Origin of the sequence: Rheinheimera sp. 4Y26 (genome assembly GCF_025245835.1) — a bacterium.
GTDB lineage: Bacteria > Pseudomonadota > Gammaproteobacteria > Enterobacterales > Alteromonadaceae > Pararheinheimera.
In genome coordinates this window covers 1-11,736 of sequence record NZ_JAOBWS010000012.1, presented here as the reverse complement: position 1 = coordinate 11,736, position 11,736 = coordinate 1, and the positions used below count along the sequence as shown (strand labels likewise).

General features: G+C 50.3%; 8 protein-coding genes. 5 read left to right on the top strand and 3 right to left on the bottom strand.

What is annotated here, in order from left to right; translation table 11 throughout:
* The first annotated feature begins 159 nt into the window (after window positions 1-159).
* The 4 genes from N3Z11_RS14390 to N3Z11_RS14375 are packed head-to-tail and all read left to right on the top strand — an operon-like array spanning window position 160 to window position 4,096.
* The gene (locus N3Z11_RS14390; RefSeq protein WP_260657895.1) at window positions 160-1,422 is read left to right on the top strand and encodes a sensor domain-containing diguanylate cyclase; all 1,263 of its coding nucleotides are present in this window, start codon (window positions 160-162) and stop codon (window positions 1,420-1,422) included.
* A 19-nt stretch (window positions 1,423-1,441) separates the two neighbouring features.
* Entirely contained in the window at window positions 1,442-3,364 is a 1,923-nt protein-coding gene (locus N3Z11_RS14385) for a TonB-dependent receptor plug domain-containing protein (protein ID WP_260657894.1), read from the top strand.
* Window positions 3,361-3,855: a YfiR family protein gene (locus N3Z11_RS14380; RefSeq protein WP_260657893.1), complete on the top strand. Its 495-nt coding sequence runs from the start codon at window positions 3,361-3,363 to the stop codon at window positions 3,853-3,855. The genes N3Z11_RS14385 and N3Z11_RS14380 overlap by 4 nt, the downstream gene beginning before the upstream one ends.
* A 1-nt stretch (window position 3,856) precedes the next feature.
* Window positions 3,857-4,096, top strand: coding sequence for a hypothetical protein (locus N3Z11_RS14375; RefSeq protein WP_260657892.1), 240 nt, complete (start codon window positions 3,857-3,859; stop codon window positions 4,094-4,096).
* Window positions 4,097-4,641: 545 nt separating this feature from the next.
* Here the strand turns inward: N3Z11_RS14375 and N3Z11_RS14370 are convergent.
* The 3 genes from N3Z11_RS14370 to N3Z11_RS14360 are packed head-to-tail and all read right to left on the bottom strand — an operon-like array spanning window position 4,642 to window position 7,824.
* On the bottom strand, window positions 4,642-6,393 hold the full coding sequence (locus N3Z11_RS14370; protein WP_260657891.1) for an ArnT family glycosyltransferase: 1,752 nt from the start codon (window positions 6,391-6,393) through the stop codon (window positions 4,642-4,644).
* Entirely contained in the window at window positions 6,390-7,106 is a 717-nt protein-coding gene (locus N3Z11_RS14365) for a TVP38/TMEM64 family protein (protein WP_260657890.1), read from the bottom strand. The genes N3Z11_RS14370 and N3Z11_RS14365 overlap by 4 nt, the downstream gene beginning before the upstream one ends.
* Window positions 7,099-7,824, bottom strand: coding sequence for a glycosyltransferase family 2 protein (locus tag N3Z11_RS14360; protein ID WP_260657889.1), 726 nt, complete (start codon window positions 7,822-7,824; stop codon window positions 7,099-7,101). The genes N3Z11_RS14365 and N3Z11_RS14360 overlap by 8 nt, the downstream gene beginning before the upstream one ends.
* Window positions 7,825-8,639: 815 nt before the next feature.
* Here N3Z11_RS14360 and N3Z11_RS14355 point away from each other — a divergent pair.
* A complete protein-coding gene (locus tag N3Z11_RS14355) occupies window positions 8,640-11,225 on the top strand; it encodes a cation-translocating P-type ATPase (protein ID WP_260657888.1) in 2,586 nt (861 codons plus the stop codon).
* Window positions 11,226-11,736: the final 511 nt, after the last annotated feature.

The window sequence follows — 11,736 nt, the reverse complement described above, 5'->3', positions numbered from 1 at the left end:
TTTGTTGCCTTTTGGCAAAAGTTTGCAAAAGAGGCTGCGGTGAAAAAAGCCACAGTGCTTTTTGCAAATTAACAACGAAGCTTCTAATCTTCTGAATATCTGAATGTTTTCTTTAATGGAAACAAGGCATTTCGGCTTATTGTCCGCAACGAGGCTCTTTTGACTACAGTCAGACCCCGCTATTCGCTGGTTAAAAAAATCACCCGCCAGAATCTGACCGTGCTGCTGGTCAGTATGGTACTGAGCTTTGTGCTGATTGCCGCTGTGTTATGGCTGACAGCACGCGATCGTCAGGGCAGTGCAGCTGAACTGGCCGCTGTACAGCTGGCACGTAACGTATCGGCCATGCTGGTATTTAATGACCCGGTCGAAGCCAGGCGTGAGTTAACCTTATTGGCCAATCAGCGCGCGCTCACCGCTATTGCTTTGTACGACAGTCAGGGCAAGTTGTTTGCGTCTGTGCCTGGTGTGGCAGTGGCAGAATTTACGTCGGACACTTTGGCCCTGACCACAGAGCGCGGTTATCAGGGGCTGCAGATCAAAATCAGCACGCCTGTGCTGGTTAAAGACAAAGTTGAAGGTGTGCTTTATATCAGTGAGTCTTTGCATCAGCTGATGAACTGGTTTATCCAGGGATTGCTGGTGATGTCGGTGCTGATGTTGCTGATTTATCTGCTGGCTGCCCGGTTATTGGTGAAATTACAAAAGCAGGCGTTATCACCTTTGGTGGAGCTTGCAGCGTTGGCGGAGCGGGTAGCCGCTGAGCGTAATTTTTCTTTGCGTGCGCCTGTGGTAAATAACGATGAAATCGGCAGTCTGACGCAGGGTTTTAATGAGTTATTAAAAAGGGCGGAAATCTGGCAGTCAGAACTCAGTGTTCAGCTGCAGCAGGAGTCAGAGCGCGGCGCCGAGCTTGAACATCTGGCGTTATACGACAGCCTGACCGCTTTACCAAACCGGCATTATTTTGGCCAGTTGTTACATCAGATGGTCACCGACAGTGTGCAGTTTGGCCATAAATCGGCGCTGTTGTTTATCGATTTAGACAATTTTAAATATGTGAACGACAACTTTGGCCATGATGCAGGTGATGCGGTGCTGGTGGAAGTGAGCAAACGTATTTTGGCGGTGATCCGATCGGACGATCACTTATGCCGGTTGGGAGGGGATGAATTTGCGCTGCTGCTGCCAAAACAGGTGACAGTCTCGCAAACCTCACAGCTGTGCGAGCGGTTGCTTGCACAAGTCCGCGCGCCTTTGCTGATCAAAAACACACCGATGCCGGTCGGTTTAAGTATCGGTGTGGCGCTGTGCCCGGAGCACAGCAACGATGTCGCAACTTTATTACAGCTGGCGGATGAAGCCATGTACAGAGCAAAACGGGCAGGAAAAAATGGCTATCAGATCTATCAGGCTCCTTAAGCTCTGCACGCTTTGGCTGTTGAGTACGACTTGCGAAGCTCAGCAGCTACCCAGCCTGGAGGAGCTGCTGCAGCAAAAAACCAATGTGGATGCATCGCAGATTGAAGTCTCGACTTCAGCCCGCTATCAGCAAAATGCCGGCCAGTCGCCGCAGGTGACTTATCTGGTCACCGACGATGAAATCAAGCGGTTTGGCCTGCGTAACCTGGGGGAAATTTTAAGTTTAATGCCAGGGCTTTATGTCAGTACCGACAGCAGTTTTGGTTATCTGACCGCCAGGGGCATAGGGCGGCCCGGTGACTACAACTCAAGATTGTTGTTTTTGCTCGATGGCACCAGGTTAAATGACAATATCTATGATGCCGGCATTATCGGCAGCGATTTTTTTATCGACACCCAGCTGATTGAACGGGTGGAATATAGCCCGGGCAGTGGCTCGGCTTTATATGGCAATAATGCGTTTTTGGGGGTGGTGAATATCATTACCAAAAGAGGCAATCAGTTGCAGGGCGCACAACTGGCGCTTACCGGCGACAACCAGCACCATAACACTTTTTCATTATCTTATGGACTGCGGGACGACAGCGGCCACGAAGGCTGGCTGGCGCTCAGTAAAGGCGACAGACGCCATATTGATTTTCCGGACAAACAGGCCACACCACTGCTCTGGCAGCAAAAAAACAATAATCTTGATCACACAGACAAAATTTCCGGCAGTTACCGCTACCGGCGTTTGCATCTGATGCTGGGCGCCATCGACAGAGTGCGCGAAGAGCCGGTGTCTCTGCAGTCTCCGACTGCTGTGACCGGCATCACCCGTGATGAAAACCGTAATTATTTTATTGCGCTGCAGCATGGACTCAGCCTGACTGATGAGCTGGAACTGTACAGTCATTTGTCAACCAACAGCGCTTATTACCGTGCGCTGACACCTTTTTTATCGGGGCCTACAAAACAGAATAACTACGATTTTGCCGTGCGTGGCAAATGGACCAATCTGGATTTACGTTTGAGTTATCAGCCCAATGCCCAAAGCCATTTACTGCTGGGCGTAGATGCGCAAAAAGACCATCACCAGAGTTACCGTCTGAGTATTGATGGTGTGGTGCCGCTGCTTGATGCCAATAGCAGTAACAACAGAGCCGGCTTGTATCTGCAACACGACTGGCAGCTACTGAGTGAGCATCGGCTGATCACTGGTTTTCGTTATGACTATACAGCGCAAAATGTGCGGGAGCTGAGCCCTAAAGTGGGTTGGGTCTGGCAAAGTTCGGCTGAGCAAAGCCTGAAATTAAGTTACGGCACGGCGTTTCGGGCGCCGAATGAATATGAACAGGAAACCAATAAGTTTTTTCAGGCCGGCATGCCGGTATCAGAGCTTATCCGCACACTGGAGGCAAGCTGGCAGCGCCAGTTTGCAGCCGGCTGGGCTTTGTCTGCCACACTCTATCATTCCAGCGTTGAAAATATGATCACCAGCAGTGTGGGTCAGACCGCTGTACTGCAGTTTTATAACGACCCGGAGGTTAAAGCGATTGGGGTTGAAAGTACGGCCACCAAACGCTGGCCACAGGGGGCGCAGCTGCAGCTTTCGGCCAGTGTACAGCGCTCCCGCTACGATTTTAACAGCGCCGATTTAACCAATGCGCCAGAGCGGTTATTTAAAGCGCATTTGAGCCAGCCACTCTGGACTGAAGCACTTGAGCTGAACTGGCGGCTTTTTGCGGCGTCACCCAGGCAAAGTGTGCGGGGCCAACTGGCAGGTTTTGCCAGGCACGACCTGATGTTGTCCTGGCAGGGCAACAATGACTTGTCGGTGATGTTTGGCGTCAAGAACCTGTTTGACCATCAATATGTGGATGTGCCGCTCGCCAGCGGTGTGTTGTTAGGTCAGCCCGGCCGTAGCGTTGAACTGGCATTACGCTGGAACTTATTCCGATGAAAGCACAACAGCTGGTGCTCTTTGGTGCCTGCCTTGGTGCTTTATTGCCACAAAGTGCTTGCAGCGCCGAAGCTGAACTCAAGGCGGCGTTGTTATACCGTTTTGTGCAGTTTAGCCAGTGGTCGCAACATGCCCCTTCGGCACAGCTGTATTGTGTGGCAGGCGATAAAGAAGTGGCCAGCGCATTACAGGCCTTGCTTAAACAAAGCAACGACAGTAGCAAGTTATTATCCTCGGTGAAAGACAGCAGCGCCTGCTCAGTGCTTTATATGAGCGATAGCCTGGCGAAAAAGCCGAAGTGGCATGCGCTGCTGCGGCAAAAGGGTCTGTTAACGGTGGTTGAAGGTGCTGAACTGTTCCGAAAAGGTGCCCATTTTGGCCTGATAGCCGAGCCCAACCGCATTTCATTCCGGGTGAACCTGACCCTGGCCCGTGAGCAGGGGTTTCACCTGAGCGCTCAGATGTTAAAGCTGGCGAAAGAAATTCATTAACTTGTTTGCCATCGATAGCTCTGCTATCAGCCACAAAAAGCCACGTCAGTTGTGCGCTATTCCCATGTCGCGAGAACTACAATTCTTTCTTGATATAACTGATTTTTTCTTCTTCATCGACGCGGTAGTTATTTTGCCGAAAGCCTTTAAATCAAAAGATTGTCCGCCCATCCGGATGCTCATGATCACAATTGATACACCTGAAGCTTTTAACAAGGCGGTGCAGCAGTTTTTACGTTGAGGTTGTGGTGTTTACTAAGCCGCCTGGTGCCGGTTTTTTTGGTGATGTTAAAACAAACATCATGGGAAGGGGCTTGCTACTTTGGCAGTTGCAAGGCGTAATGTGCTGGGTTTTAAACATAAACACAGCTTATCTTATCGTAAACACAGTTTCTTTCGTCATAAAAACAGGTTCTTTAGCCGCAAACACAATTTCGGCCCTTTGATTTTGCCTGATACAAGGGGCTGTCTGCTCTTTTATAGAGGTTGGACTCTGGATTTTTCCCCTTGAAAAGGAGGTATATAAACTTCGGCAGCAGAGCAGCTGCATATGACAAATTGGTAATTTCGCTCAGTAATATTCATTAAAGCACATGGCAAATGTTTGTTTTTATACAGAGCCAGGGATGATCCGAAGAATGTCCGGTTCGACAGGACGCGCTTTATATCACGCTGCTTTCACCTTCTCTGGTTCCGGAGTTGTAACTAATTAATAAGATTGAATGCGCAGGCAGACTGAGCGGTATATTGCGGCCAATGACATCAGCTCAGTTGTAAACCACATATTTATGGTCGTATTGCGACGGGTGCAGATGGATAATGGAAATCGTGTAACTTTGTGTTCGCGGTTGGGCAGTCCGCTAATCTTGCTTGTTGTGTCAACAGCACCCAATCAACCCTGTGGGCAAAACCCAGGTGCACAGCTTTGGCTGGGTCAAAACATTGTCCATCCAGTAAATGTTTTTTCGTCAGCACCACAGCCTTCGGATGAAACGCTTGCCATCGATAGGCTGCACCAATTTGCGCTGTTATCGCGCTGTGAAAGCCAAAATGAGTCACCGGATAAGGCGAAAACAACACAAATTGCTCGGCAAAATCGACCAGTACAAGTTCTGTGTCTGCAGGCAGCACCTTTTGCATCGCCTGATAGATTTGTTTTGGTGTTTTTACATCGGCAAGCATCCGATAGCCCCAGGTGCTGTAAAGCAGCCAGAATACACTGAGAAATAATGGCCAGCTGAGCCAGGTTTTGTTGCGTCGGGTCAAGCTGAGGAGCGCAATCCCGATAAATCCGAGCGTTAAAAGAAAAAACCAGGGGGTTACCTCAAATTTATCCGCCAGTCTGGTCACGGCTTTCAGGTCTAAAATACCGGCCAAACCCAATACACTGAATAATACGGATAGCAGAGCAACCAAACCCCATAACCAACGATTGAAGCTCTGGCGCTGTAACAAGGCTTCAGCATAAGGTGCAGCAATGAACGCCAGCATCGGCAGCGCAGGTAAGATATAAACCCCACGTTTACCAGGGCTCGCAGCAAAAAATATCAACACCAGAACAATCCAGCACAGTGGCAGTATGACCCGGCCATCATTCTGTTTCACTGCTTGGCGCCAATGCGGTAATAACCAGGGTAATGCCAGACTCAGCGGTAACCAGAATAGCGGAATGACCTCTATCAGGTAATACCAAAACGGCTTTATGTGGTGCCAGGCGTCGGCATAGCGGGTAATGGTTTGCTTCCATAAGATATTGTCGCGGTATTGCAGTAACAGAGGGTCCTGGCTTTGCGCAACCTGGACTAGCATCGGAAAAAACCAGCTGCCAATAGCCAGCAGCATCAGCACAGGACCAAGCAGCCAGCGCCAGCTATTGCCAGCAGCGGGTTTGATGGCTGTTGTGGCCTGCCCGGCGAAGCGATACCAGATAAAAGGGAGCAGCATCAGTGCAGGTAAAAAGCCAACTCCTTTGGTAATCACGCCAAGACCCATCGCAAACCAGGCCAGGTAATACCAACGCCACAAGCCGTCGTAGAGCATAAAACGCAGCAGGCCATAACAACCGGCAGTAATAAAACAGCACACCATGGCGTCAATTTGCGCCGTTTTGGCCTGTAAAGTGAACTGCAGGCTAAAAAGTAACAACCAACCGGCTGTGAGACCAATACGCGGAGTCCATAACCTTGCCGCCAAATCCACCACTAAAAATAAAGTGAACAATGCGGCGAGCGCTGATGGCAGCAAAAATGCCAGCTTGAGTGAGCCGGTCAACTGATAAAACAGTGCAATAGACCACATAAAAATGGGCGGTTTATCAGGGTAATATTCACCGGCACGCCTGGGGAAAAACCACTGACCGCTTTCGACCATTTCTTTGGCAATCAGCGCAAAACGGGGCTCATCGGCCGGCCAGGGGTCACGTAAACCCAGGCCGGTTAAAATAATGAACGCGGCAAACGCCAAAAATAGCCACAGCTGTTGTTGGGGCGATTTTTGTTGGTACCAGGATGTCAGATGCTGAAAAATGGCCGGGCTCATCGACTTTGTTCTCCGGCAGCTGCAGGTTCATCCGGGGGCAATAATGGTTGAGTGGCGCGATACTGCTGATACAGATACCAGCTGAGCAAACTCGAGATGGCAAATAAGGCCAGGCTTAAGCCAATTTTCCAGCCAGATTGCAGCATCACGCCTTTGCCCATCAAGGCGAATATCATCATCTGCGGCAAATAACCGACAACAGATCCCAAAACAAAAGGTTTGATCCCGGTTGAGCTCATTCCTGCCACGATGTTCGTCAGCAAGTTGTTCCCAACGGGCAGCAAGCGCAGCACAATGGCTTTTGTAAAGGTGTGCTGATATAAAAATGCGTCGAGTTGGTTCACTCTTTTGGCGAAGAACAATCGGGCCAAAGGACGGGCGAATAACCTCGCCAGAGCGACGGTGCACAGACAACTCATGGTTACCGCCAACATTGATAACAGCAACCCTTGCAAAAAACCAAAGGCGTAGCCAGCCAAAAACGCCGCCAATTGTCGGGGTAAGCCAAGACTGAGTAACAAAGTGACAGCCAGCAGATAATTCAGTACGCCATGCCAACCGTTGTCGCGGGTCTGGCTGTCCATCCACTGTTGGTTAAAGTTGGCAAAATTGGGTAATTTTTGCACCAGTACGCTCAACAGCATGCACGTCAGCGCCAGCAGCAATAACCGACCGGCAATGTTCAGCAGTGCCCGCTGGCTATTGTTATTCATCATCCTGACTTAACTGAACCAGTTTTGAGCGGCGTTGCAGCCACATCACACCCAGGATATCGACTAATCCCACCTTTAGCCGGCCCCACATATTGTAGTTAGACACGCCAAACTGACGATGACGATGATTAACTTCCACAGTCACAATTTTGCCACCCAAACGCCTTACCAGGGCAGGCAGATAACGATGCATATGGTCAAAATAGGGCAATAATACAAAAGTTTCGCGCGGCATTAACTTAAGGCCACAGCCGGTATCCGGTGTTTCGTCATGTAACAGCCTGCGGCGTACTGCATTGGCAATTTTTGACTGCCAGCGCTTCCATGTTGTGTCTTTGCGGCTTTTACGGTAACCGGCAATACAAAAATGCTGATCTGCACTAAATTGTTGTGCTCGTTGCACCATGAGTGGAATATCAGCCGGGTCGTTCTGACCATCGGCGTCCATGGTCACAATCCAACGGCCGTGGGCATGATGTACGCCGCTCCAGATAGCGGTGCTTTGGCCTGCCGATTGGTGATGGCGGATCACCCGGATTTGTGGGAAGGGGCCAGCAGCAAGGGTTGTTAATGTCGGGTAAGTTTGATCAGTACTGCCATCATCAATATAAATAATTTCGAATTTAACCTTGCCGGTTAATACCGCAACAATTTCTGCCACCAGGGGATAAATATTGTCCTGCTCATTTTTGGCAGGAATGACGACGGATACGTCCATCAAGACTCCAGAGCTTATAAATACTTATTTCAACTCAAATAGTTAAACGCGTTTGCATGACAAAAGTGTTACAAGCTAACTGTATGTCTTTGAGTTCTAAAGCCGAACAGTATCGCTTTACCTCAGTTACATTTTTATCAATTTGCATATTCTCACCCGATGTATTGCAGCCGTGACAGTCTCAGGCTGAATGAGGGCAGATAACCTCCGAATACCTGCTTCACTGCAACTGCGCTTCGGCTTATCGGCGAAACATCGTTGTCAGGACACTTCACTACAACAACCAAGTAGTTAAGTAGTGAAATAACAAATTATCAAATAGGTAAAGAGCAATAAGCTGTGGTGTCTATTTCTTCGATTTATGTTGTCTGACTTTCCAACCGTTTCAATCGCAAATACCTAAAGCTTACCCGGGTTTTTCAGTAGCGATATGCGAGTAAACAAATTAGTCTGGCTTTTGATGTTCATAAAACAGAGTTCAAACAGGCTGTCCATTTGCATGACTCTGATAAATTCGTCATCTTGTTATAAGGGCTTGGGGTTCACATCAGAGTGGTGAGGGGCTTAGTCGCTCAGGCTGCGACAAAATTCCATCATTCGCTGCACAGGGAATCTGTTATCTCAGGCATAGTCGGTGTCATTTATGCAATGGCTGGATTTCAGTTGTTGCAGCATGACAAAACGAATTCCGATCTAGTGATCCGGCTGCCAGATGCTTGCAGGGATAAAAAGATCAAGCATCAATAAACAACAATAAAAATCTTTGTGTTAACCCGTCACTATGGGTCATTGCACTGACGAAGGACTTGTAACTGATGCCAGACAACCACGAGATGCCACAGAGCCTTAACCATGGGCTTAGCACTGCAACGGCCAGTCGCCGTTTACGGCTGGAAGGACCAAATGAGCTGCCTCAAGCCGGCAAGCGTCCGCTGTTTCGCATTGTGCTTGAGGTGTTGCGTGAACCGATGTTTATACTGCTGCTGGCCGGTGGGCTTGTTTATCTGTTGCTGGGCGATCTGACCGAAGCTGTTATTTTGCTGATTTTTGCCAGTTTCTCAGTTGTGATCACTGTGCTACAGGAAAGCCGTTCCGAACGTGTATTGGAGGCATTACGCGACTTATCTTCGCCCAGGGCGCAGGTGATCCGCGACGGTGTGCGGCAGCGGATTGCCGGGCGCGAGGTGGTGCGTGAAGATCTGCTGGTGCTGGAAGAAGGCGATCGGATTGCCGCGGATGCCATATTAATTCAGTCCTCCGACCTGCAAGTGGACGAATCCTTACTGACCGGAGAGTCGATGCCGGTCGGTAAAGTGGTTGCCACTTTGGAGAAAGATACAGGCACAACAACAGCGCATAACCCCGGCGGCGAAGGCCAGCCTTATGTCTATTCCGGCTCACTTGTGGTGCGTGGTAGTGCGCTGGCCCGCGTTCTGGCCACAGGCGCCCGTACTGAAATCGGCAAGATAGGCCAATCGTTGTCGGCATTGGATGTGCAGGCGCCCCGTCTGCGCAGTGAAATCAGCCGGATCGTGCTCTGGTTTGGGGCGGCTGGTGCTTTGGCGGCAGCTCTGGTGGTGCTGCTGTACGGTCTGATCCGCGGTGAGTGGCTCGAAGCTGTGCTAGCCGGCATTGCTATTGGTATGTCGTTATTGCCGGAAGAATTCCCTGTGGTGTTGGCGGTATTTATGGCAATGGGTGCCTGGCGTATTGGCAAAGCCGGAGTGTTGACCCGTCGCGCCGCTGCAATTGAAACCCTGGGCTCAGCCACTGTCCTTTGTACCGACAAAACCGGCACATTGACACAAAACCGTATGGCACTGGCGCAAGTCTGGTTGCCGTCGGGTGAAAGCCTGACACTGGAGCAGGCAACTGTTGTACCTCTGCATTATCAGGTTCTGATTAAAACTGCGACTCTGGCCAGCGCTGTGCATCCTTCCGATCCGATGGAGATGGCACTGCACAAGACCCACGCTGCTTTTTCCGGCTCCGGCGGCTTAGCTGACGGGGTTAGCCGGCTGAATACGAAGCCTGTTTACAGTTATGGACTGAGGCCAGAGCTCGCTGCTATGTCCAATATCTGGCTGGAAGGCGGGCTGTTGAACATCTGCGCCAAGGGCGCGCCGGAAGCCATTATCCGTTTGTGCAGGTTGTCCGGCGATGCCGCGCAAAAGGTTCTGCACGCTGTAGAGCAGATGGCAAGCCAGGGCATCAGAGTGCTGGCGGTCGCCACCGCAACAGCTGCCGATCAACAATGGGCAGAGTCGCAACTGGATTATCACTACAGCCTGTCGGGGCTGGTTGGCTTTGCTGATCCGATCCGCGAGACTGTGCCGGCGGCCATTGCCGAATGTCGGCGTGCCGGGATCCGTGTAGTGATGATTACCGGTGACTATGCCGCTACGGCGCAATCCATTGCTTCACAAGCAGGGATCGAACAAGGCCGGGTACTCACCGGAGATGAGCTGAATGCGCTTGACGAGCGCCAATTGGCAGCGTTGTTAAAAACGGTCACAGTATTCGCACGCATAATGCCACAGCAAAAACTGCGTATAGTGCAGGCATTTAAAGCCAGTGGTGAGGTGGTTGCCATGACAGGTGATGGGGTCAATGACGCGCCATCACTAAAAGCAGCGCATATCGGTGTTGCCATGGGCGGCCGGGGCACCGATGTGGCGCGGGAGGCCTCAGCGTTGGTGCTGCTCAACGATGACTTTTCTGCCATTGTGCAGTCGGCCCGGCTGGGGCGGCGGATTTACGACAATATCCGCAAGGCCATGGCTTTTATCCTCGCAGTGCATGTGCCTATTGCCGGCTTAGCCCTGTTGCCATTATTTTTTGGTTTGCCCATGTTGCTGGGACCTATTCATATCGCTTTGCTGGAAATGGTAATAGATCCGGTTTGTGCGCTGGTATTTGAAGCCGAACGTCCGGAGGATGATGTGATGGACCGTCCGCCGCGTGATCCGGCTGAATCGATGTTTTCGCCGGCCATGCTGGTCTGGAGTCTGCTACAGGGCACTATTGCGTTTGCCATGCTGGCGGCAGTTTTTCTGTTCAAAAACGCAGCCGGTGCAGCTGGGCATGAAGTGCGGGCACTGGTGTTTTTTGGTTTGATTGCTCAGCTCATCGCGCTGATTTTGGTCAACCGCTCTTTTCAGGCCTCACTGCGCGATGCCTTTTTCCGCAAAAACAAAGCGCTGCGCTATGTGCTTGCGGCGGTCGGCAGTGTCACGGCTCTGGTGCTGATATTGCCTCAGGCGCAACAGCTTTTAATGTTCGGCGCTATGCGCTTGAGCGACATGCTGCTGGCGCTGAGTTTAGGTGTTGGCCTTCTTTTGATTCTTGAGAGCTGTAAGTATTTAATGAAACGTATGCAGCTTCACAAGCCAAAGCACTGAGATCGCGGTCGGTAAATAATTATAAGAACGCCACTTATTCACCTGAAAGAGTCCTTTTCCAGGGACGCCATTGCAAAGATTGTGTGTCCGATACCGAAGATAGAAGATCATTTATGGTGCCCATGCCGGACACAACTCTGTTTACAGTGAAACGGACAATACCAACAGCCTGATGGTGTCGACAAAATGCCGTTATTGAGCATCTGCAACATTAACAGCGGTCAGGTGCAGCGACTTTGTGATGAGATGCAAATTTGCATATTAGCATGCGCCCGACAAGGTAGCTTTTTGGTTGTAAAGCCTGTCACCGGCTTTTAGAGTTATTTTGCGACAAAACACAATTTAGTTCGTTTGGCGTTGCAAGCTAAATTTTGAACGGTAAATGTTTGAAAATAAAAAATATTGATTTGGAATAAATGAAAGGGTGCGAGATTTTGGTGCGTCCTAGTGGACTCGAACCACCGACCCCCACCATGTCAAGGTGGTGCTCTAACCAACTGAGCTAAGGACG